The organism is Devosia lacusdianchii (assembly GCF_022429625.1).
Classification (GTDB): Bacteria; Pseudomonadota; Alphaproteobacteria; order Rhizobiales; family Devosiaceae; genus Devosia; species Devosia lacusdianchii.
Genome location: NZ_CP092483.1, coordinates 1970482 through 1989808, shown reverse-complemented (window position 1 = coordinate 1989808; position 19327 = coordinate 1970482). Strand labels below are relative to the sequence as shown.

Genomic DNA, 19327 nt, shown 5'->3' with positions numbered 1-19327 from the left:
CAATGGCCCGCCAGATCATCACCCTCGCCAATGAGCGCCTCGTGGATCGGGCCATCGTTCTGGTCCGCGAGGCCTTCGCCAAGCGCCCCGGCAGCCGCGTCGAGATTAAGGGGCCGAAGCGCTCCAACGATCAGAACGCAGCCATGTGGGCCATGCTTGGCGATTTGGCCGACCAGCTTCGGTGGGGTGGTCAGCAGATGTCCGCCGAGGACTTCAAACTGGTGATGCTCGATGCGCTGCGCCGGGAGCGCCGCGATGAAATGCGGATCGTGCCGAGCTTCGACCGCACCGGCTTCGTGAACATCAGCCCGACCTCATCGTCCGACCTGACCCACGACGAAATGCGGGACTTGCTGACGATCACGAGGGCCTTCGGCGATCAGCACGGCGTCGAATGGACCGAGCCGGCGCCGAAGGACAAGCGACCAACCCCACCAATCGAAGCCTACGAGGAGCAATCCCGATGATCGTTCCACCATACATCGCCCGCGCCCTGAAGGGCTGGCACGACTGGCGCGAAGCCCGCCAGCGGCAGAAGCGCCGCGAGATGATGCTGAGGGCCAGCCCAACGCTCAGGGCCGCTGCTGAGCTTCATGACAAGCATCTGCGCCAGCACCGTCCGACCAGGTCCGACATGGCCATGATGCGTGATGCCACCGCCGACATGCTGCGCAGGAGCAAAGCGCGATGAGCTACCACGTCTTCTTCAATTTCTCGGCTGGCCTTGCGAAGCCCATCACCGCCCCGAAAGGCACGCTGGCGAACATCGTTCGGCATGTCGAAGACATCGAGGAGCGCCTAGGTCTTGAACGCCACCAGTACGGTGAGAACCCGGTGCACTGGTCGCACCACGGGTGGCCTGCCGCCGATCTAGACGACAAGGAGCTTTGCACCGGAGTTGAAGAGCACAACCAGTGGGTGCGGTGGCTATACGATCGCCTTGCTGAGTGGGCCGAAACTCCAGTTGCCGACGGCGAGGTCATCACCCCGGACGACGCCAAGGGCTTTTGGCACGGGCTCCGCACCTTGGATGTGCCCGCACGCCGCTGGACTGGCGGCTATTACCGCGCCCGGATGGAAGCACTCTACGAGGCAATGCGTGGACGGCCCGCAGAGGGCATCAGCTTTGACGAGAAGGCGCTGACAGCAAAGCAGGCTGGCGCGGTGATCCGGCTTTTCGAGCAATACCTTGACCCGCAGGACCTGCGTCTTGAGGTGCCGAAGGGCTGCGACTTCCTCGCGTCGAGCTATCACGGCGAATACGACTGGTGTGAGCGATGCGGCGCAGTCCTGCCCGAAACTGCCGAAGCCTGCTCAAGGCGTAAGTGCCCCGTCAAAGAAGGTTGGGGCGAGTGATGCTCATCGCCTCCACACCCAATCCCCGCGCCAGAAATAACCCACCAGCGGCCGCGATGGGCCGTTCGGTATCGATGCGTCAAGCGCTCGCCCACCTCGCTCAGCAGCGTCCCGCTGCCGTGGTGCTGCGCAAGCGGAGGGTGAAATGATGGGCCGCCGTCCAATCCGCGTTCCTGTGCCGCCTCCTGGCCCGCTCACTATGGAGTTGGCTATTCGCCTGTCCGACGGCTCATTCGAGACGAAGGTCATCGTTCCACTCGACGCGACTACAGAGGAGCGCAACAGCGCGATCCAGCGATGGTTGGCACTTGCTGGACAGGCCGTTGCACTGGGCGTCGAAAATATGTCCGCCACCCTGCCGAGGGACGGGCGATGATGATCCGCTCTCAAGCCGTGCTCGATAGCTCCCGCGGTCAGCCATGCTCGGCCAACTTCGCCGGCATCTGCTGCGCCGATCCGGCCACGACCGTCTGGGCGCACCTCAATGGACATCGCTTCGGCAAGGGCGCCGGCATTAAGGCCCATGACATTCTTGGCTTCCACGCCTGCTTTGCCTGCCACGCCTACTACGACGTAGGCCACGGCACGAAGTCCCTGATGACCGATGCCGAACTGGCGTGGGCCGTGCTGGGTGCCGTGACCACGACATGGGTGCGCCTCATCGCCGCCGGCATCGTCAAAGTGCCGATGGACAAGCCCAAGGCAAGCCACGAGCGTCCGGTTGCCCCTCGCAAGGCCAAGGCCGACCGCCAGACCATCCCTGCCCATGTCGATCCCTGGCCAAAGGGCCGGGCAATCCCATCCCGCCCCATGAGGTCAAAGCCATGACGGACCCACTCCCACCATTTGTCTACTCGATCCACTTCGAAGGCGCGCCGATCACCTGCCGGGCAACCGTCGAGGAAATCCGCGAATGGCTTGCCGACGTCATGCTCGACGATGCCGAGAGCTATCAGATCTGGGCGCTGGATACCGTCGGCGAGGCCAGCAGTGACCGCACAGGGCCGTTTGTCGAGGAATGGGCATCGCTCTTCGACATGGGCGACGGCGACGATCCTGACGAACTTCTAGCGCCCTATCCGCCCTTCATCATCGCCTTCATCGGCGACAAGCTCATTGCGGCCTACCGCGCCGCGCAGGAGGCAGCATAGCCATGGCCTACGCCATCAACACTAGCGTCTCGGTCGAGCGAACCGAGGGCGAAATCAAGGGCACGCTCCGCCGTTATGGCGCGACAGCTATGGCCGTGTTCGAGAACGCCGAGCACGCAATTATCGCCTTCGAGATGCGCGGACGGCGCGTCACCATGAAGCTCCCGCTGCCCGATCGGACCAGCAAGGAATTCACCGAGACGCCTTCGGGCAAATGGGCCAGGTCGGAAGCCGATGCCTATAAGGCATGGGAACAGGCGTGCCGCGGCAAGTGGCGGGCGATGCTCCTGTGCATCAAAGCCAAACTCGAAAGCGTCGAGAGCGGCATCGAGACCTTCGAGGAATCGTTCCTGGCTCATATCCAAATGCCCGACGGGCTGACGGTCGGGGAGTACACCAAGCCCGCAATCGCTCGCGCCTATGAGACCGGCAACATGCAGCCGCTGTTGCCGGGGCCAGCGCGATGACCTCAGTGCAGCTTCGCCTTCAATCCATCCAAGAACGCAACCCACTCGCTCACCAGCCGGGCCAGCTTCTCAGCCTTGCTAGGGTAGTCCTCGGCGATGGCTTCGAGGAACCTGATTTCGTCGGCGATCAACGTCCGGTCCAAGGGGCCGGCCCCTTCGCCGATGGCGGCCAGGGAGAGATAGTCCCGCAGGGTTTGACGGGACAGGATGATGCGCTGATCGGCTTCGTCGGATGTCATGGGTGCCCGCATGATTGAGCGCCCAGTTATCCCCACGGTCCTCGTCGTGGTCAACAAAGACAGCCGCGTCGAGCTATTTCAGGACGAAGGCGTTCAGGTCGCCTTCGCCGACGAGCGGGTCGATATCCATTCGGTCACGCTTCTCCCGCGCCAGAACCAGGCCATCGAACTCTACGACCGGCTTGACGGGAAGATCGTCGTTTCCCCGGCCGAGGATCATGCCGGCACTGCGGCCAACGCGATCCGCCAACTCACCAATCTGCAAACCATCACCACCGGCCTCGCGGCCAAGGAGGCCTCATGAAGCTCGCTCCCGACGACGAATGGCAGTGCGACCTGTCCCTATTCATGACCAAGGACGGTCCAGAGTTCCGGTTCAAGGATGGCAGGGCCAGCCTGACCGAGGGCGCCGATGCGGCGAAGAACCAGTCGGCCATCGCAGGCATGGCGCTGACGGCCGCCACGAAGGCCATGGCCGAAGCCGATGGGGTCAAGGCGTCATGAGCGAGCGCGCAGAGGCGTACTACTGGACGCGCTTTGGGACCAATCCGCATTGGGACGCCATGTATTGGCGGGATGGCTATTTCTGGGACAGTTCGGACTGCGGTTACACGCCGGATAAGTTCGAGGTCGGCCCAGGCATCACCCCGCCCGATGCCGGCCACTCGCTGTCGTTCAACGCGCTGCGCGAGGCCAATGCGGCCCGCCAGATTGAATGGGACGCTGACAATCAACTGACGCTTGCCTATCGCGGCAACGAGTTCGCTGGCGAAGCCGGTGAGGTCTGCAACGTCATCAAGAAACTGGAGCCGGAACGGCTCGGCATTCGAGGGTCACGCGATACCGTCGAGCACCTGGCCGAGGAGCTTGCCGACGCGGTGATGACGGCTGACCTCATTGCCAATCAGGCCGGCATCGATCTCGCCGCGGCGATAGTCCGCAAGTTCAACCAGACGTCGTTGCAGCACGGATTGTCTTCCCGGCTATGGGAGGTGGACGGCACCAAGCCGTCCTGACGCCATGACGATGCGCTTCCACGTTCAGCCGAGATGTGTGCCGCCGGCAGTTGCCGCGCGCCGGATCGGTGTGACCGTGGCGCGGTTTGTCGAGATTGGTGCCGAACTTCGCCGCCAGGGTTTCCCCGCAGCGGATGGGATTACCGGGAATTACGATCTACTGGCCATCGACGCATGGCTTGACCGGCGCTCAGGTCTCGCGAAGAATCAGCCGGTCGCCGGCGATCCCGCCGACGGGTTCGCGGAAAGACTGGCTCGCCTTGGGTAGCATCAAGATCAAGCACTACGTCGTCCGCAAGGGCAAGCATGGCTATTGGCTGCCGACGCCTGCCATGAAGCGCATGGGTTTTCAGATCGTGCCATGCGGCCACGATGGCCCAGATGCGTGGAAGATCGCCAGCGAATGGGAGGAGCGCTACCAGCGCGCCCGCAAGGGCTTGGAACCCACCCCGGCGCGCTTCTATCCGACCGGCAGCATGGGCGACGGCTTCACCCGTTTCCGTCTATCCAACGAGTGGCAAAAGAAACCCCCTCGCACCCGCGAGGACTGGGAGCGCGGGTGGAAGTACATCGATCCTGTGTTTGGCGATACGGCGCCAAGCCTCGCCACCTTCGAGCAGATCGACCAGTGGTATCATCATCTGCTCAGGCTGAAGGGGCCCGGCGAGGCCGGGCGTGCTCTCAAGACTTGGCGCGCGCTCTATCGCGTCCTCGCCAGCATGAAGCTCTGCACGCCTGACCACGACCCGTCGCAGGCCATTCGCAAGGAGGGCGTCGCTGGGCGCACGGAGACTTGGCGCGAGGGTGAAGTCGTGCGGATGGTCAAAGGGGCGCTACGGGCCGGCTATGGCGGTTTGGCATGCATCATAGCTGTGGCGTGGGACACCCAGTTCGCGCCGGTCGACACCCGGACGCTAACTCCCGCCCAGGCGGTCACCAGCGGGGCGGACATGGCATTCGCAATCGAACGCACCAAGACTACTGAGGCAGCCTTCGGCATCCTGTCCAAGCGCACCCAGCGCCTGGTCGAGGGGTATATCGCCGGCCTAGCCTTCGCCCTGCATGATGACGCGCCGATGTTCTGGACACGAGGCTTCACCCCGTCCGGTAAAGGAGGGCGTCCGCGCAACCCCGCGCCCTACACCAAGGACTCGCTGGTCGACGACTTCGCCGATATCCGGCGCATGGTGTTTGGGAAGGACGAAAAGCGCAAGCTGATGGACATGCGCCGCACAGGCGCGGTCGAGGCCAATGCCGGCGGCGCATCGGTCGAATCGATCGCGGCCAAAATGGGCAACTCGATCGACCAGAACCGGAAGCTGCAAAAGACCTATATGCCAGTGAACATCGCTGCCGTGCGCGAGGCCGATCAGGCGCGCAAAATTGGCCGCAGCCGACTGGCCTCGGAACAGAACGAGTTCAGAAAGTTGAAACTGGTAAAGGGCGGAAGTTGAAACTTCCAAGCCACATTTCCCGGATATCCTAGGAAGAGGTGGCGCGAGAGACGGGGCTCGAACCCGCGACCTCCGGCGTGACAGGCCGGCGCTCTAACCAACTGAGCTACTCCCGCAGCGGCAAACAGCTCGTTTGCGCAACGTGGCGTCCGTTTACCGAGCACCCATGGGCAAGTCAAGCGAGCATCTGCGGATTGATGCGACATTTTCAAGAACGCGCGACGCTGCTGTGGAAAAGTACCGTTGCCTCAGCCGCTAGCGGGCCAGTCTTGATGTCGAATGTGAGGATAGCAGGCCATTCGATGCGGGGCGGCACTTTGGGTGAAGTGTTGGCATGGTGCTCCGCCATACCACCGCCAAAGGCGATTGGTGGGCGATGACGGACTCGAACCGCCGACATCCTCGGTGTAAACGAGGCGCTCTACCAACTGAGCTAATCGCCCGCTCCGACCTATGGCCTCGCGAATGCGCCCTGATTAGGGCCCCTGCCCCCGATCGTCAACCGTCAAAAAGAAACGGCCCCGGCGCGAGGCGCTCGGGGCCGATAACTATGACGATCAGAGATCGATCTTAGTTGATCGCATCCTTCAGGCCCTTGCCGGGCTTGAACTTGGCCTGGTTGGAGGCCGGGATCTGAATCTCGGCGCCGGTGGCCGGATTGCGGCCGGTCGAAGCCTTGCGCTTCGAAACGGCGAAAGTGCCGAAGCCCACGAGACGGACTTCGTCGCCAGCCTTCAGAGAGCCGGTGATGGCCTCGAACACTGCGTCAACCGCTTCGGCGGCCTGTGCCTTGGTGATCGTCGCTTTGTCGGCGACGACGCCAACCAGATCGTTTTTGTTCATAGCGTTTCCTCACGGTGAATGCCCGCCCTCGCTGGCGAACCTAAAGCGCGGCAACCCTTGGTCGATTCTTGATGAAACGCAAGGATTTCCGGGCTTCTTACGAGGCCGGACGGTGCGAACTGTTAATGGACCGGAAAATCTGCTCCGGCAAGTCCGCAATGTGCATTTTTCCCAGTTTTCCGGGGCTTTCTGCGTCTTTTGGCCTCACTCGCCCACGGCTGGAGCCATGATCGGGCTGCGCCTGATTCCCAGCATAAGCGGTAGTGCCAACAGGTAGATTCCGGCCCCGATGATCCAGATCAGACCCGGCCAGGAGCCGCGGATGCCAAAATAGACGAAGCTGAAAAACAACGGTCCAAAAACCGCCGCAAGGCTTACAAGGCTCGCCAGAACGCCCTGCAACTGCCCCTGTTTGTCAGGCCCGACCTGAGTCGTGGTCAGTGACTGCAGCGCCGGCATGCCAATGCCGCCCAAGGCGAAGAGCGGCGCAAGGGCGAAAAGTATCCAGCCTTGCGTGGCGAAGCCGAGGATGACCAGCGCCGTCAATTCACAGGCCATGCCGACCACGAGAGCCCAGCGTTCGCCGAGGCGGGCCACGGCCGGACCGGTCAGGAATGCCTGTGCCCCGGCGTGGAATACGCCGAAGGCGCCCAGCGAAAGGCCGATCATCATGCCGTTCCACTGGAAGCTGTCTTCGCTGAACAGCGCCCAGATGGTGCCGTACATGGTGCCGACGAAATTCATGATGACGAAAATGGCCATCATCGGAATCAGCGCAGCGAAAGTCAGCGCCCATTTTAGCGGCTTGAACGGGTTCAATGTATCCCAGGTGAACTTGGCATCGGACTTCCCGGGCCGCGATTCCGGAAGCACGAACAGAGCCAGGGCGAAGTTGACGCCGTTGAGCAGGGCCGCGGCGATGAATGGTGCGCGAACCCAGAAGTCGCCGAGCAGCCCACCCAGCACCGGGCCGATGATGAAGCCGATGCCGAACATAGCGTGGAACAGGCCAAAGCGCTTGGCGCGCTCGTCCTCGGTGGAGATGTCGGTGATGTAGGCCGTGGCGACCGCCATGTTGGCGCTGGTGATGCCTGCAATGGCCCGGCCCAGAACGAGCAGCCAAAGCTGCGGCGCGAAGGCCATGATGAGATAGTCGATGGCCGCTCCGGCCAGCGAAACCAGCAGCACCGGGCGCCGGCCAAACCGGTCGCTGAGCACGCCCAGGATGGGCGAGAACAAAAACTGGCAGGCCGAGTACAGCGCCAACATGACCCCCAGAAGCGTCGCCACCTCGGTGATATGGCCTACGTCGCGTAGCAAGGCGGGCAGGATCGGGAAGATCAGGCCGATGCCGACGGCGTCGAGCGTAACGGCAGCGAGAATGACGACGAGTGCCTTGTTCAAGGTCCTGACTCCTGTGAGTGCCACCGGCAAAGGGACGTAGGGCGTTCACGGACGCGTTACAAGCCCGCCGCCCTTATGACCGTTGGTGCTGACAGAATGCGACAGGAGCAGTTGGACTTTCTTGGACGAGGCCCAGCTCTCTGAACAGCTCGGCGATCTGCGATGCCTATGCGGTCGCCACTTTCGGTTGCCGTGGTAAATAATGGAGTGGCAAGCAGGTACAGCGCGGCGCCGGCGATCCACACCGTACCGATCCAGAAGCTCTTGGTGGAAAAGAACACGGCCGTTGTCAGCACCGGACCGACAATGCCGGCGAGGCTCATCAGGCTGGCCATCACGCCTTGCAACTGGCCCTGCTGATTGTCGTTGACGCGGCTGGTCAGCAGCGATTGGGCCGGCGTGGCCACGCCACCGAGTGCGAACAGCGGAGCGACGGCATAGCCTATCCAACTCTCATAGGCGAACGCCATCCGAGGCCGTATTCGAACGCGGGCTGCGCTATGTGATCGACGGCATGCAGGCGAGCCTTGCCGCCAAGAGCGGCGCCTGACAAACGGCGGCCGATTTCGGCGTCAGCGGCGGCGGGCCTTCTGCGAGGCCACGCGGAGCAGTTGCTGGAACTTGGGACAGGTCATGTGGTTTTCCGCCTGACATTCAGCGACGTGCCGCAGCGCATCCCGAAGCGTCATCAGGCCGCGAATCTGCTCGTCGATGGCGTCGGCGCGCTTGTGGAGATCGAGGCGCGGCAGTTCCGGCGTGCCATTCTCCCCGAACATGCCCTTGATCTGGTCCAGCGAAAAACCGGCCGACTTGCCGAGCGCGATCAGCGAAAGCTGGGTCAGCACATAGGGATCGTATTGCCGCCGAAGGCCCCGGCGCGCCACCGACTCGATGAGGCCGATCGCCTCGTAATGACGCAGCGCCGATGGGGGCATCCCCGAGCGTTCGGACAGAACGCCGATATCGAGCAGATTCACTCTTGACCTCAAGCTGACTTGAAGTGGGAGTGTAGCGCCCGCTTCATTCTGTCTCAAGAGGAACTCATGAAATCCGGGCCCAATCCGACCGCGTCTACATCCGCACTTTCCGTGCTAGCGGGCGCTACCCTGCTAGCGTCGCTGGGTATCAGCATCGCCACGATCGCGCTGCCGACGCTGGCGCGATCCTTCCCAGTCACACTCGGCGAACTGCAATGGGTGATCCTCGCCTACCTGCTGGCGATGACGGTGACGATCGTGTCAGCGGGACGCCTGGGGGATCTCTACGGCCACCGACGCATGCTGGTGGCCGGGCTGGTGCTGTTTGCGATTGCCTCAGGTCTCTGTGCGATCAGTCCGAACCTTGGTCTGTTGATCGCGGCCCGGGCCCTGCAGGGAATTGGTGGGGCGATACTGGTGGCGCTGCCGATGTCGATCGCGCGGGACGCCGTGCCGGAGGCGCAAATGGGCGCCGTCATGGGCCTGCTCGGCACCATGTCCGCCGCCGGAACCGCACTGGGGCCGTCCCTGGGCGGCGTGGTGATGGCCAACCTCGGTTGGCAAGCGGCCTTTGGGCTGCTGGCCTTTGGCGGAGCATTGGTGCTGGCGTTGGCCTTACGGGCATTGCCGATGACGGAGCGGTCTGGAATCGGGGCGGCTGCACGCATGGACTGGACCGGGACGCTGCTCCTGACCGTGGCATTGGGGCTGTTTTCGCTCGCCACCACCGGCGCCGGAGTTGCCGTGCCGTGGGGCGCGGGCATGCTGTTGTTGCCGGCGGCTCTGGCGCTCGCGATTTTCGTGCGAGTCCAGATGCGTTCGTCGTCGCCCTTGATCCCCCTGCCATTGCTCGGCAACCGCTCTATCGCAGCGGGCCTGAGCATGAACCTGCTCCTGGGTACGGTGATGATGTCCACACTGGTGGTAGGCTCGTTCTTTCTGAGCTTCGCCTTGGGTTTGGATGAGACAACGACCGGCCTCGTGATGGCGGTCGGGCCAGTGACTGCGGCGCTGGCGGGTGCTCCCGCCGGACGCCTGGCGGACAGGCTGGGGGTCGACCGTGCGCTGATGCTCGGCCTCGCCGAAACCGTGCTCGGCTTTGTCTGCCTTGCTTTGCTGCCGCGATGGTTCGGCGTGGTCGGCTATGTCGGGGCGCTGATCGTGCTGACCCCCGGCTTCCAGCTCTTCCTCGCGGCCAACAATGCCTCCGTGATGATGGCCGCGTCGAAGGCTGAGCGCGGGGTATTGTCGGGCCTGCTCGGCCTGTCGCGCAACTTGGGCCTGCTGGCCGGTGCGTCGCTGATGGCGGCCATATTCACGGCGCTGGTGGGTACGGGGCAAATTGCGCAGGCGTCGGCGTCGAGCATTGCTGACGCGTTCACCGTGAGCTTCCTGATCTCGGCGGCGCTGACGGCGCTGGCGATGGTGCTGGCCGTTCTGGGTCGGCGCCGGTTTGCGCCCGTTGCGTAGGAGCAGCGCGGCCTACGGCTTGAATGCTCGACCTCGTGGTTTGCTCAGCTCACCACGAGGTCTCAGGCACAAACGGGGCGTCGGCGGCGATCTTCGTTCTCAGTGTCCGACGCCCACAGCCATGCTGGCGGGTTTCAGCACCATCCAGATGGCCATACCGACCATCATGAGGTTCTCGGTCAGCGAGACGAAGCCCAGAGGGACATTGCTGTCGCCGCCGACGCAGGCGCACTTGAGTTCGCGCTTGTCGATATAGACCGCCTTGAACACCGAGACCGCGCCGATGGTGCCGATGAACAGGGCCACCGGCACGGAGAGCCACATCAGGGCGCCGGCGATCATCAGCACGCCGGCCAGGGCCTCGGCGAACGGATAGATGAAGGCATAGGGCACCCAGCGCTGCGCCAGCAGGTCATAGTTGAGGAACATGGAGGCAAAGCCGTCCACGTCCTTGAGCTTCTGCAACGCCAGCAGCGACATGGCGAAGGCGATGAACCATTCGGCCGCAGCAACGGTAAGAACGTTGCCATACACCGCCCAGCTCGCCGCGAGCGCCATGGCAGCGGCCATGCCGAATAGGGCGATCACCGGCGTATAGGTCAGCGCCTTCTTGTCCTTGACGCGCAGCCCGAAATGGCGCCGCAGATCGTCGTAACCGCCCACCCGCTTGCCATCGATGAAGGTCTGCGGCGTCGTCTGGACGCCGTGTTCGGCCTTGAAGGCGTCAATTTCGGCACGGGTGGTGAGGTGGTGGTCTTGCACCTTGAGGCCCTTGCGCTTCAGAAGGTCGACGGCACGCAGGCCCCAGGGGCAAGTGTGCTCCGGCGTGACCATGCGATAGATAATTGCTGTCTGGGACATCTGGATCTCCTGGCGCGCGAATGTCCGCCGCGCTGCCTCTGATAGTGAGTGGGTGGAGCAAATAACTCCTGTCAGCACCCTTATGAACCCTCCCATCATGGGAAGGTCAATAGGCTTCCCACATGGAATAGGTTGGGGACTGGCGAGAACCATTAGGTCGGCCGGAAAGCAAAACGGCGGCCCTTGCGGACCGCCGTTTCATTCAATGCATGGGCTGCCTAGTGCGGCAGGCCGGCTGTGGCGTCGTCGGCCGGGCCGGTGTCCACGGTGGTCGAAACCGCTGCCGGCGCCTCGTCGAAATTCCACTCGATGGGCTCGGGCTTGCGCACCAGCGCCCGCTCGATGACCTGGTCCATGCGGCTGACCGGCACGATTTCCATGCCGTCCTTGACGATATCGGGGATCTCGGCGAGGTCGCGGACATTCTCCTCCGGGATCAGCACGGTCTTGATGCCACCACGGAGGGCTGCAAGCAGCTTCTCCTTGAGGCCGCCGATGGGCAGCACCCTACCCCGCAGCGTGATCTCGCCCGTCATGGCGACATCATTGCGAACCGGGATGCCGGTCATGACCGACACGATCGCCGTGGCGAGGCCGATACCAGCCGACGGACCATCCTTGGGGGTGGCGCCTTCGGGCAGATGGACGTGGATGTCGCGCGTGTCGAACATCGGCGGCTTGATGCCGAAATCGATCGAGCGCGAGCGGACATAAGCCGTCGCCGCAGTCAGCGATTCCTTCATCACTTCCTTGATGTTGCCGGTGACCGTCATCCGGCCCTTGCCCGGCGTCATCACGCCTTCGATGGTCAGCAGCTCACCGCCCACCGAGGTCCAGGCCAGGCCCGTCACCAGGCCAACCTGTGCTTCGGCTTCGATCTCGCCATGCTTGTAGATATCGGCGCCGAGATACTTGGTGAGCTTCTCTTCGTCGATAACGACAGTCTTGACCTTGGTCTTCACGATCTCGGTCACTGCCTTGCGCATCAGCTTGCCGATTTCGCGCTTGAGGTTACGCACGCCCGCTTCGCGGGTATAGCGCTGGATCAAGGCGGTCAGCATCGCGTCGGAGAGCTCGAACTCGCCATGGGCGAGGCCGTTCTCCTTGAGCGTCTCCGGGATCAGGTGCTGCTTGGCGATCGCGTGCTTCTCCTGCTCGGTGTAGCCGGACAGGCGAATGATCTCCATGCGGTCCATCAGCGGGCCCGGGATGTTGAGCGTGTTGGACGTGGTGACGAACATCACGTCGGAAAGGTCGTAATCGACTTCGAGATAGTGGTCGGCAAAGGTGTGATTCTGCTCGGGGTCGAGAACCTCAAGCAATGCCGAACTCGGATCGCCACGGAAGTCCTGGCCCATCTTGTCGATTTCGTCGAGCAGGAAGAGCGGGTTGGACTTGCCGACCTTCTTGAGCGACTGGATCACCTTGCCGGGCATGGAGCCGATGTAGGTGCGGCGATGGCCGCGGATCTCGGCTTCGTCGCGCACGCCACCGAGGGCCATGCGCACGAATTCGCGGCCGGTCGCCTTGGCGATCGACTTGCCCAGCGAGGTCTTGCCGACGCCCGGAGGGCCGACGAGGCAGAGGATGGGGCCCTTGAGCGTGCCGGTACGACCCTGCACGGCCAGGTATTCCAGGATCCGTTCCTTGACCTTCTCGAGGCCGTAGTGATCCTCATCCAGCACCTTTTCGGCGAGGATCAGGTCACGCTTGACCTTGCTCTTCTTGCCCCAGGGCAGCCCGAGCAGCGTATCGAGATAGTTGCGCACCACCGTGGCCTCGGCCGACATCGGGCTCATGGACTTGAGCTTCTTGAGCTCGGCCTCTGCCTTCAGCTTGGCTTCCTTGCTGAGCTTGGTCTTGGCGATGCGCTCCTCGATCTCGGCGATCTCGTTAGAGCCCTCTTCACCGTCACCCAGTTCCTTCTGGATCGCTTTCATCTGCTCGTTGAGGTAGTATTCGCGCTGCGTCTTCTCCATCTGCCGCTTGACGCGGCTGCGGATGCGCTTTTCCACCTGCAGGACGCCGATTTCACCTTCCATCAGGCCAAGAATTTTCTGGAAGCGCTCGGCGACCGAAACGGTCGAAAGCAGGTCTTCCTTCTCGTGGATCTTGATGACCAGGTGGCTGGCAATGGTGTCAGCAAGCTTGCTGTGGTTTTCGATCTGGCCGACGGCCGCGACGACCTCGGCCGAAATCTTCTTGTTGAGCTTCACATAGCTTTCGAACTCGGTGGTGGCCGAGCGCGACAAGGCCTCGATCTCGGTGGCGTCTTCCTCGGGCTCTGGCAACACGGATGCCTCGGCCTCGAAATAGTCGACGGTTTGCAGGTAGCGATCGATGGTGGCGCGGTTGAGCCCTTCCACGAGGACCTTCACGGTGCCATCTGGAAGCTTGAGCAACTGCAGGACGGTAGCGATGGTGCCGGTGTCGTAGATCTGATCCGGCGCTGGATCGTCGTCCTGCGCATTCTTCTGGGTCACGACGAGAATGTGCTTGTCGTCGCGCATCACTTCTTCGAGCGCCTTGACCGATTTCTCACGGCCGACGAACAGCGGCACGATCATGCCGGGGAAAACGACGATATCGCGCAGCGGGAGAACTGGGTAAACGCGATCCCGGCTTGCATCGCCGCCCGTGGGATTGACGTCCGTCATCTCGTATCCTTTCCGGGGCGCGCGGGAGGAAGGGAGATGGTGCGCGCCCGTAGTAGTAGACAGCTCCAGATCGTTAGGCTGGGCTGATTCCGGTTAATAAATAGGTTCGCCTATGGGGGGCACAAGTCAACCTTAGCCGAAATATGACAGTTAATTGGCGAGCACACAGGAGATATGCGCGGGCGGGCAGGAACAGTGGTGTGGCTTGCATGCGGGATGGATGTGGGGCCATTTGAGCGGAGCAGCCCGCGCCACAGATGGTCACCCTCGGGCTTGACCCGAGGGCTCCGCACTTTCACGATTGGGTGCGTTGAAGAGCGCAATCCGGAATAGTGCGATCTCTGGGTGACGATCTGGAGTGGGCGAATCCTCTTAAGCCTACCCCACACTCCGTCGCGCTTTCAGCAAAATACTCGTGTCCGTCGACGCAATCCCATCGATCTGCCGTATCTGCCGCAGCAGGTCGTCAAACGCTTCCACGTCCGGCGCTTCCAGCTCCGCCACCATGTCCCAGCGGCCATTGGTATTGTGGAGCTGGCGCACCTCGGGCATGCCCAGCAGGCGTTTCATCACGGCGGCTTCGTGCTTGCCGTCGACCTCCACCATGGTGATGGCCCGAATACCCTGGCTGGGCGCCGCGGCCAGGACGACTGTAAAGCCGGCGATGGCGCCACCCTGTACCAGCCGGTCGATCCGCGCCTTGGCGGTTGCGCGCGAGACCTTGAGGTCAAGCGCAAGCTTAGCCACTGGCGTGCGGGCATTGGTGCGCAGCAGCGAGATCAGGCGGTAGTCGAGGTCGTCCAATATCATTTTGTGCGCTCGTGCTTATCAGAATGAGAAATTGGCTACGCGAATCTATCACTATTCCGGCTATTCGTACACACGGCGCACCTGCACAATCTTCTGACAGCAGGAGACTCCGACCAATGAACCATGCCACGCCCGCCATCGATTTGTTCGGCATTCCCAGCGATGCGGGCGCGTCGTGTCGGGGCACCGGCATGGGACCGGATGCCCTGCGCGTGGCCGGCCTGCTCGAGACGCTGGCGACGCTCGGCTATACCGCCAGCGATCACGGCGACATCGTCTGGACCGACCGCGCTGCCGGTGGCACGCCATGGCGGCTGTCCGGCGAGCGCAAGGCGGAAGTGCTCGCTATCGCGCGCCAGAGCAGCGACCTTGCCCTGGCTAGCCTTAGCGCGGGCCGCTTGCCGGCTTTTGTCGGCGGCGACCATTCCCTCTCGATGGGCACTATTTCGGGTGTCGCACGCCACTGCGCAGCCATTGGCAAGCCGTTGTTCGTGCTGTGGGTCGATGCCCATGGTGATTTCAACACTCCGGCGACCTCCGAGACCGGTAATATCCACGGCATGCCGTTAGCCCTGCTCTGCGGCGAGCCGGACTTCGGCCCGGAATATGACGGCGATTGGCGTGGTCGCGTCGATCCGCGCAATGTGACCATTTTCGGCGCCCGGTCGATTGATCGGCCCGAGCGGCAATTGCTCGAGCTGCGCGGGGTCAACGTCGTCGACATGCGCCGGATCGACGAAATGGGCGTCGTCGCCTTGATGCGCGAAGTGCTGGCACGCGTCGAAGCCGTTGGCGGGCACCTGCATGTCAGCTTCGACGTGGATGTAATCGAGCCGGCCATCGCACCGGGTACCGGGACTCCAGTCGCCGGTGGCCTGACCTTCCGTGAAGCGCACCTGGTCATGGAGATGATCCATGACTGCGGCCATATGGGCTCGCTCGATATCGTCGAACTCAATCCTTATCTCGACCACGCGGGCATGAGCGCCCGGCTGCTGGTCGACCTGGCGGCGAGCCTGTTCGGCCGCCAGATCATGCCGCGGCAGACCGCGCGCATGTCTATCAACGAAGCGGCAACCAGCATCTAGGAGCGCCAAAAGTGACGCAATTCATCGGGGTCGAAGACATGAGGAGGCTAGTCCGGTCCACCGGTACAAAGGCATTCCTCACCCAACTCGCCGGCTATGTCCGGTCCGATTTCTCGCGCTGGGCGGAGTTCGAAAAGTCCGCCCGCGTCGCCAGCCACTCCAGGGATGGCGTGATCGAGCTGATGCCCACCTCGGATGGCAAGCTCTACACCTTCAAATATGTCAACGGACACCCGTCCAACCCCAAGATCGGTAAGCTGACGGTCACGGCATTTGGCGTGCTCGCCGACGTGGCCACCGGCTACCCGCTGCTGATCAGCGAGATGACGCTGCTCACCGCTTTGCGCACCGCCGCAACCTCGGCCTTTGCCGCCTCCCTGCTGGCCCGCCCGAATAGCCGCGTCATGGCGTTGATAGGCGCTGGAGCGCAATCGGAGTTCCAGGCCCTCGCCTTCCAGGCCATGCTCGGCATCGAGGAGATCCGGGTCCACGATCCAGATGTCCTGGCGGTCGACAAGTTCATGACCAATGCCGCCGGCTTCGGCATGAATCTCGTGCGCTCGCCATCTGTCGCATCAGCCGTCGCTGGCGCCGATATCGTAACGGTCTGCACTGCCGTCAAAGGCAAGGTGGCGGTGATCGATGCCGCGATGTTGAGCCCCGGCACGCATATCAATGCCATCGGCGGCGACTGCCCCGGCAAGACCGAACTGGCCGCCGACATCCTCGCTATCGGCAAGTATTTCGTCGAGTTCACGCCCCAGACCCGTATCGAAGGCGAAATCCAGCAGGCAGCCCCCGACTATCCTGTGGCAGAACTGTGGGAAGTGCTGGCAGGCGTCAAGGATGGCCGGACCGGCGACGACGACATCACCGTATTCGACTCAGTTGGCTTCGCCATCGAGGATTTTTCGGCCCTGCGGCTGGTGCACGACCTGACAGACGACCGACGCAAGCTGCTCGACCTCGTGCCTGATGTGGCCGACCCGAAGAACCTCTATGGCGAATTGATCGCCGGGCCGGTCTTGGCGAGGACGCTCGAACTGGCTTGAGGTGGGTCCACCCACGGCTCGTCACCCTTGGGCGGACCGAGGGCTCTTCACGTACCAAGCGCAGAAAAGTGCAACGTCCTCGGGTCAAGCCCGAGGGTAACGGGCCGTGGTGTTGCGACCTGCCGGCCGCCGTCATAGTCGAGTGCTTCGGTGATGAGTTCTCCTGCCGCCACGATCCATCCTATCCCTCCACGTATCGCGCTCTCGGCCGGATTAACTGGCCGGTAGCGGCCTGCTCCAGCATGTGAGCAAGCCAGCCGACGGAGCGCGCCAGAGCGAACAGCATGAGCGGTGCGTCCTTGGGCAGATCATAGGCGGCAACGAGCGCGGCGAGTGCGAAATCGACGTTGGCGGTCTCGCCGGTGATGCGTTCCGCGACCAGTCGGAACGACGCGAATTGCGGGGGCAAGGAAAACTGCTCCAGCAGCGCCGCCGCACGGACGTCGCCGTCAGGATAGAGCCGGTGGCCCATGCCCGGAACGTCCCTGCCCTCGCCCAGCCAATCCCGCAGCTCTGCCTCCGCCATTTCGGGCCGGTGCCCGATATCGTCTGCCAGAGCGGCGATCTCGCGCGACGCGAGGCCATGCCGCGGTCCGTTCAGTGCAGCGAGCGCCGCCAGCGTGCCTGCCCAGAGCGACGCGCCAGTCGACACCGTCACCCTGGCAACAAAGGTGGAGGTGTTGAGCTCATGATCGGCCAGCACGACCATGGCGCGCCGGATGATGTCGGCTGCCGCGGGACGCTTCCATGCCTCGGCTAGGCGTGCGTGCAGCAGGTCGCCATCGTCAGCACCGGTCAGCGCTTGCGCCAGCGTTCCCAGGACTGCGCCGGCTTCCTGGGCCAGAGTGATCGGCGAACGATTGCCGGGCGGGTTCGCGGCGCGCTCGGCCAATGCGGCGAAGGCTGCCGGTAGACCCTGCCCCAAGCTGGGCTCCGCGGTGCGAAGGTGCACCGGCATTTGCCAGAGCAGCATCGCTATGTCTTCCAGACTGGCCGTGGTCGCCAGCGTGCATGCATCCTGCCCGCGATACAGCAGCCGCCCCGCTGCAATGGTGGAGATGCCGGTGCGCAAGACCGGCTCGCCCCACTGCATTGCCCCGGTCGCAACCGCCTCCTGCTTGCGCCGACCCACACCGCGCTGCAGGAGGCGCCGTACGTCGTCACCTCGATAGAGGCTGCGGCGGCTGTCGTCGGGATCGGGCTTGGCCTTGATCCGCCCACGGCTGACATTGGCGTACAGAGTCTGCCGCTGCGTACCCAGAAGTCGGAGCGCGTCGTCCGCCGTCAGCCAGTCCACGTTGACATTGATCCTTTTAATCAAGATTGACGTCAATCTAAAGCCTCCTACCTTGTGCGGCAACAAGCACAGGAGAAACGAGATGAAGTCTGGTCTCGAAGATGTCGTTGCCGCCGAGACGGTGCTGTCCGATGTCGATGGCAAGAATGGGCGGCTGATCGTCCGCGGCGTGTCGTTGGACGATCTGGTGGCGGGCAGCCGCTACGAAGATGTGCTGGAACTTCTGTTCGACGGGTTCTTTGCAGGGGCCGCGCCATTGGCGGCGCAACTGGGCGCGGCGCGGGTCGAGGTGTTCGCGCACCTGGCCTCGGCCGACGCTGCGTTGCTGCGGCTCCCGCCCGTCGAAGCGATGCGCGCGCTGCTGGCCCGCGTGGGTGACGGGGACGACCTTGCGTCGGCGCTGCGCCTGGTGGCGGCGCCGGCGGTGTTCACGGCCGGACTATTGCGCCTGAAGGATGGCCGCGCGCCTCTCGCACCCGATCCGGCGCTCAGCCATGCCGCCGATACGCTGCGCATGGTGACGGGCAGCATGCCGAGCGCGCAGCAGGTGGCGGCGCTGGATCGCTATCTGGTAACGGTGGCCGATCACGGCCTCAATGCCTCGACCTTCGCGGCGCGGGTGGTGGCTTCGACCCAGGCGGGACTGACGTCCTCGGTGCTGGCGGCGCTCAGCGCCCTCAAGGGGCCGCTGCATGGCGGCGCGCCCGGTCCGGTGCTCGATATGCTCGACGCAGCGGGTAGTCCTGCTAGCGCCCCGGCCTGGCTGGAAGGCGCGCTGGCCAATGGCGAGCGGCTGATGGGGTTCGGCCACCGAGTTTATCGCGTGCGCGATCCACGGGCCGATGCGCTTAAGGGGGCCGTGCGCGGCTTGGCGAGCTCAGGAGCGATCGACCCTGCCCGGCTGGCATTGGCCGAGGCTGTCGAGGCCGCTGCGCTTGACCTGCTCAAGCGCAAGAAGCCGGATCGGCCGCTCGATACCAATGTGGAGTTTTATACGGCGCTGCTGCTGGAAGCGCTGGGCTTCCCGCGCGAGGCGTTTACCTGCGTCTTCGCCATGGGCCGTGTTGGTGGCTGGATCGCCCATGCGCGCGAGCAGGCGCTGGACGGCCGGCTGATCCGCCCAATGTCGATCTATGTCGGGCCTAGGGCCGACGTGGCGGCTTGAAATCGCCACGCTTTCAGTCG

22 protein-coding genes, 2 tRNA genes and 1 pseudogene are annotated in these 19327 nt (G+C 63.5%); 14 read left to right on the top strand and 11 right to left on the bottom strand.

Annotated elements, in window-relative coordinates:
• Positions 1-2: 2 nt before the first annotated feature.
• The 6 genes from MF606_RS09565 to MF606_RS09540 all read left to right on the top strand — a co-directional run bounded on the left by MF606_RS09565 (position 3) and on the right by MF606_RS09540 (position 2974).
• Positions 3-467, top strand: a complete 465-nt coding sequence (locus tag MF606_RS09565) for a recombination protein NinB (protein WP_240233571.1) — start codon at positions 3-5, stop codon at positions 465-467.
• Positions 464-691, top strand: coding sequence for a hypothetical protein (locus MF606_RS09560; protein ID WP_240233570.1), 228 nt, complete (start codon positions 464-466; stop codon positions 689-691). Before MF606_RS09565 ends, MF606_RS09560 begins: the two co-directional genes overlap by 4 nt.
• Positions 688-1356, top strand: coding sequence for a hypothetical protein (locus MF606_RS09555; RefSeq protein WP_240233569.1), 669 nt, complete (start codon positions 688-690; stop codon positions 1354-1356). The genes MF606_RS09560 and MF606_RS09555 overlap by 4 nt, the downstream gene beginning before the upstream one ends.
• A 375-nt stretch (positions 1357-1731) precedes the next feature.
• The gene (locus MF606_RS09550; RefSeq protein WP_240233568.1) at positions 1732-2184 is read left to right on the top strand and encodes a nuclease domain-containing protein; all 453 of its coding nucleotides are present in this window, start codon (positions 1732-1734) and stop codon (positions 2182-2184) included.
• Positions 2181-2507 (top strand): hypothetical protein, encoded by a 327-nt coding sequence (locus tag MF606_RS09545; RefSeq protein ID WP_240233567.1) that lies wholly within the window; start codon positions 2181-2183, stop codon positions 2505-2507. The genes MF606_RS09550 and MF606_RS09545 overlap by 4 nt, the downstream gene beginning before the upstream one ends.
• Before the next feature lie 2 nt (positions 2508-2509).
• Positions 2510-2974, top strand: a complete 465-nt coding sequence (locus tag MF606_RS09540; protein WP_240233566.1) for a hypothetical protein — start codon at positions 2510-2512, stop codon at positions 2972-2974.
• 2 nt (positions 2975-2976) lie between these two features.
• Here MF606_RS09540 and MF606_RS09535 read toward each other — a convergent pair whose 3' ends face one another.
• Positions 2977-3213: a hypothetical protein gene (locus tag MF606_RS09535; RefSeq protein ID WP_240233565.1), complete on the bottom strand. Its 237-nt coding sequence runs from the start codon at positions 3211-3213 to the stop codon at positions 2977-2979.
• Positions 3214-3223: 10 nt separating this feature from the next.
• Here MF606_RS09535 and MF606_RS09530 point away from each other — a divergent pair, with 10 nt between their 5' ends.
• From MF606_RS09530 to MF606_RS09515, 4 genes are all read left to right on the top strand, one after another.
• On the top strand, positions 3224-3517 hold the full coding sequence (locus MF606_RS09530; protein ID WP_240233564.1) for a hypothetical protein: 294 nt from the start codon (positions 3224-3226) through the stop codon (positions 3515-3517).
• On the top strand, positions 3514-3717 hold the full coding sequence (locus MF606_RS09525; protein WP_240233563.1) for a hypothetical protein: 204 nt from the start codon (positions 3514-3516) through the stop codon (positions 3715-3717). Before MF606_RS09530 ends, MF606_RS09525 begins: the two co-directional genes overlap by 4 nt.
• Positions 3714-4229: a MazG-like family protein gene (locus MF606_RS09520; protein ID WP_240233562.1), complete on the top strand. Its 516-nt coding sequence runs from the start codon at positions 3714-3716 to the stop codon at positions 4227-4229. Before MF606_RS09525 ends, MF606_RS09520 begins: the two co-directional genes overlap by 4 nt.
• Before the next feature lie 179 nt (positions 4230-4408).
• Positions 4409-5683 carry a hypothetical protein gene (locus MF606_RS09515; RefSeq protein ID WP_240233561.1) on the top strand — a complete coding sequence of 425 codons (1275 nt, stop codon included), beginning with the start codon at positions 4409-4411 and terminating at the stop codon, positions 5681-5683.
• 39 nt (positions 5684-5722) lie between these two features.
• Here the strand turns inward: MF606_RS09515 and MF606_RS09510 are convergent.
• The 6 genes and pseudogenes from MF606_RS09510 to MF606_RS09485 all read right to left on the bottom strand — a co-directional run bounded on the left by MF606_RS09510 (position 5723) and on the right by MF606_RS09485 (position 8907).
• Positions 5723-5799: transfer RNA gene (locus tag MF606_RS09510), tRNA-Asp, on the bottom strand.
• Between the two features lie 251 nt (positions 5800-6050).
• Positions 6051-6126 (bottom strand) — tRNA-Val (locus tag MF606_RS09505).
• 127 nt (positions 6127-6253) lie between these two features.
• Positions 6254-6526: an HU family DNA-binding protein gene (locus tag MF606_RS09500; protein WP_240233560.1), complete on the bottom strand. Its 273-nt coding sequence runs from the start codon at positions 6524-6526 to the stop codon at positions 6254-6256.
• A 204-nt stretch (positions 6527-6730) separates the two neighbouring features.
• The gene (tet, locus tag MF606_RS09495) at positions 6731-7930 is read right to left on the bottom strand and encodes a Tet(A)/Tet(B)/Tet(C) family tetracycline efflux MFS transporter (protein WP_240233559.1); all 1200 of its coding nucleotides are present in this window, start codon (positions 7928-7930) and stop codon (positions 6731-6733) included.
• Positions 7931-8121: 191 nt separating this feature from the next.
• Positions 8122-8400, bottom strand: a pseudogene (locus tag MF606_RS09490) (tetracycline resistance MFS efflux pump); the annotation flags it as partial.
• Positions 8401-8502: 102 nt separating this feature from the next.
• Positions 8503-8907 carry a helix-turn-helix domain-containing protein gene (locus MF606_RS09485; RefSeq protein ID WP_240233558.1) on the bottom strand — a complete coding sequence of 135 codons (405 nt, stop codon included), beginning with the start codon at positions 8905-8907 and terminating at the stop codon, positions 8503-8505.
• A gap of 66 nt (positions 8908-8973) precedes the next feature.
• Between MF606_RS09485 and MF606_RS09480 the strand changes: the two genes are divergently transcribed.
• Positions 8974-10377 carry an MFS transporter gene (locus MF606_RS09480; protein ID WP_240233557.1) on the top strand — a complete coding sequence of 468 codons (1404 nt, stop codon included), beginning with the start codon at positions 8974-8976 and terminating at the stop codon, positions 10375-10377.
• A 99-nt stretch (positions 10378-10476) separates the two neighbouring features.
• Here MF606_RS09480 and MF606_RS09475 read toward each other — a convergent pair whose 3' ends face one another.
• The 3 genes from MF606_RS09475 to MF606_RS09465 all read right to left on the bottom strand — a co-directional run bounded on the left by MF606_RS09475 (position 10477) and on the right by MF606_RS09465 (position 14699).
• The gene (locus MF606_RS09475; protein WP_240233556.1) at positions 10477-11238 is read right to left on the bottom strand and encodes a glutaredoxin family protein; all 762 of its coding nucleotides are present in this window, start codon (positions 11236-11238) and stop codon (positions 10477-10479) included.
• Between the two features lie 218 nt (positions 11239-11456).
• A complete protein-coding gene (gene lon / locus MF606_RS09470) occupies positions 11457-13895 on the bottom strand; it encodes an endopeptidase La (RefSeq protein ID WP_240233554.1) in 2439 nt (812 codons plus the stop codon).
• A 378-nt stretch (positions 13896-14273) separates the two neighbouring features.
• Complete coding sequence (locus tag MF606_RS09465) at positions 14274-14699, bottom strand: Lrp/AsnC family transcriptional regulator (RefSeq protein WP_240233823.1); 426 nt, start codon at positions 14697-14699, stop codon at positions 14274-14276.
• Between the two features lie 122 nt (positions 14700-14821).
• Between MF606_RS09465 and rocF the strand changes: the two genes are divergently transcribed.
• Positions 14822-15793 (top strand): arginase, encoded by a 972-nt coding sequence (gene rocF / locus MF606_RS09460; protein WP_240233549.1) that lies wholly within the window; start codon positions 14822-14824, stop codon positions 15791-15793.
• An 11-nt stretch (positions 15794-15804) separates the two neighbouring features.
• On the top strand, positions 15805-16845 hold the full coding sequence (locus MF606_RS09455) for an ornithine cyclodeaminase (protein WP_275693140.1): 1041 nt from the start codon (positions 15805-15807) through the stop codon (positions 16843-16845).
• A 181-nt stretch (positions 16846-17026) separates the two neighbouring features.
• Here the strand turns inward: MF606_RS09455 and MF606_RS09450 are convergent, their stop codons facing one another.
• Positions 17027-18142 (bottom strand): citrate synthase, encoded by a 1116-nt coding sequence (locus tag MF606_RS09450; protein ID WP_240233821.1) that lies wholly within the window; start codon positions 18140-18142, stop codon positions 17027-17029.
• Between the two features lie 82 nt (positions 18143-18224).
• On the opposite strand from MF606_RS09450, the gene MF606_RS09445 reads away from it, so the two are divergent.
• Positions 18225-19307 carry a citrate synthase/methylcitrate synthase gene (locus MF606_RS09445; RefSeq protein ID WP_240233547.1) on the top strand — a complete coding sequence of 361 codons (1083 nt, stop codon included), beginning with the start codon at positions 18225-18227 and terminating at the stop codon, positions 19305-19307.
• Positions 19308-19327 lie beyond the last annotated feature (20 nt).

Coding starts and splice junctions, on each gene's coding strand:
- MF606_RS09545 (WP_240233567.1), top strand. CDS start 2,181: ATGACGGACCCACTCCCACCATTTGTCTACTCGATCCACTTCGAAGGC.
- lon (WP_240233554.1), bottom strand. CDS start 13,895: ATGACGGACGTCAATCCCACGGGCGGCGATGCAAGCCGGGATCGCGTT.
- MF606_RS09475 (WP_240233556.1), bottom strand. CDS start 11,238: ATGTCCCAGACAGCAATTATCTATCGCATGGTCACGCCGGAGCACACT.
- MF606_RS09520 (WP_240233562.1), top strand. CDS start 3,714: ATGAGCGAGCGCGCAGAGGCGTACTACTGGACGCGCTTTGGGACCAAT.
- MF606_RS09550 (WP_240233568.1), top strand. CDS start 1,732: ATGATCCGCTCTCAAGCCGTGCTCGATAGCTCCCGCGGTCAGCCATGC.
- MF606_RS09445 (WP_240233547.1), top strand. CDS start 18,225: ATGAAGTCTGGTCTCGAAGATGTCGTTGCCGCCGAGACGGTGCTGTCC.
- MF606_RS09535 (WP_240233565.1), bottom strand. CDS start 3,213: ATGACATCCGACGAAGCCGATCAGCGCATCATCCTGTCCCGTCAAACC.
- MF606_RS09540 (WP_240233566.1), top strand. CDS start 2,510: ATGGCCTACGCCATCAACACTAGCGTCTCGGTCGAGCGAACCGAGGGC.
- MF606_RS09500 (WP_240233560.1), bottom strand. CDS start 6,526: ATGAACAAAAACGATCTGGTTGGCGTCGTCGCCGACAAAGCGACGATC.
- MF606_RS09530 (WP_240233564.1), top strand. CDS start 3,224: ATGATTGAGCGCCCAGTTATCCCCACGGTCCTCGTCGTGGTCAACAAA.
- MF606_RS09565 (WP_240233571.1), top strand. CDS start 3: ATGGCCCGCCAGATCATCACCCTCGCCAATGAGCGCCTCGTGGATCGG.
- MF606_RS09480 (WP_240233557.1), top strand. CDS start 8,974: ATGAAATCCGGGCCCAATCCGACCGCGTCTACATCCGCACTTTCCGTG.
- MF606_RS09560 (WP_240233570.1), top strand. CDS start 464: ATGATCGTTCCACCATACATCGCCCGCGCCCTGAAGGGCTGGCACGAC.
- MF606_RS09525 (WP_240233563.1), top strand. CDS start 3,514: ATGAAGCTCGCTCCCGACGACGAATGGCAGTGCGACCTGTCCCTATTC.
- MF606_RS09555 (WP_240233569.1), top strand. CDS start 688: ATGAGCTACCACGTCTTCTTCAATTTCTCGGCTGGCCTTGCGAAGCCC.
- rocF (WP_240233549.1), top strand. CDS start 14,822: ATGAACCATGCCACGCCCGCCATCGATTTGTTCGGCATTCCCAGCGAT.